Annotated in this window: 1 protein-coding gene and 1 tRNA gene; one reads left to right on the top strand and one right to left on the bottom strand. The window is 63.0% G+C overall.

The features are described from left to right. The first annotated feature begins 46 nt into the window (after nucleotides 1-46). Nucleotides 47-856 (top strand): recombinase zinc beta ribbon domain-containing protein, encoded by an 810-nt coding sequence (locus A6A05_RS22240; RefSeq protein ID WP_082910687.1) that lies wholly within the window; start codon nucleotides 47-49, stop codon nucleotides 854-856. Here the strand turns inward: A6A05_RS22240 and A6A05_RS04280 are convergent. Then, nucleotides 813-889: transfer RNA gene (locus A6A05_RS04280), tRNA-Met, on the bottom strand. The two genes, A6A05_RS22240 and A6A05_RS04280, sit on opposite strands and share 44 nt — an antisense overlap. Between the last annotated feature and the right edge of the window lie 30 nt (nucleotides 890-919).

Below are 919 nucleotides of genomic sequence, written 5' to 3'. Positions count from 1 at the left end.
CGTCGATGAAGAGGTCTGGTCTCGCGCCAAGGCCCGCCAAGCCGCATTGGATGAAATCCGGCTCGACAACCAGGTCGATGGCAAGGCGCCCCTGTCCGGGTCGCAGGCCGCCCGGCGACCTACTTACCTGCTATCCGGCTTGATCCGTTGCGGTTGCTGCGGCGGGCCCATGAACGTCGGCGGCTCCAATCCCAAGCGCTATTACTGCGCCTCGGCCCGGGAAAAGGGCAAAGCGGTTTGCGCCGGCATTCCCGGCATCGCTAAGGACAAGCTGGAACGCACGGTCCTGGACGGCATCCGCACCCAATTGATGCAGCCCGAGGCCATCGCCGAGTTCATGGAGGAGTACCGCCGGCAATTCGCCCAGTTGACCGACGACCGGACGGCACTACGCAAACAGGCGGAAGCGGCCTTGCGCAAGACCGAGAAGGAGATCGCCAACATCCTGACGGCGATCAAGGCTGGCATCTTCACCGAGAGCACCAAGGCGGAGTTGGAAGGCCTGGAAGCGCGGAAGAAGATGCAGTCTGTCGAGGTTGAAGCCGCGAATGCCGAGCCGGAGGCCTTGCCACCCGATTTGGCCGACATTTACCGCAGTAAGGTTGAAGCCCTGGTTGCCTCGCTCAACGCCCCTGAAACGGCCCTGGAGGCGAAGGACGCCGTCCGCGCCCTGCTGGACAGGATCGTGGTGCATTGGGATGCGGAGGCGAAATCCCATGCGGTCGAGATCGAGGGCGAACTGGCGGCGTTGCTGGCGTTGGGGACAAACAAAAACGCCGCCTCCTTGGGGGAGACGGCGTGTTCGTTAAAATTGGTTGCGGGGGCAGGATTTGAACCTGCGACCTTCAGGTTATGAGCCTGACGAGCTACCGGGCTGCTCCACCCCGCGTTAAGCATGTTCCAGGCGTGACGCCCGGTA

This window comes from Magnetospirillum moscoviense (assembly GCF_001650635.1).
Lineage (GTDB): Bacteria > Pseudomonadota > Alphaproteobacteria > Rhodospirillales > Magnetospirillaceae > Magnetospirillum > Magnetospirillum moscoviense.
This window is presented reverse-complemented; position numbering and strand designations above follow the sequence as displayed.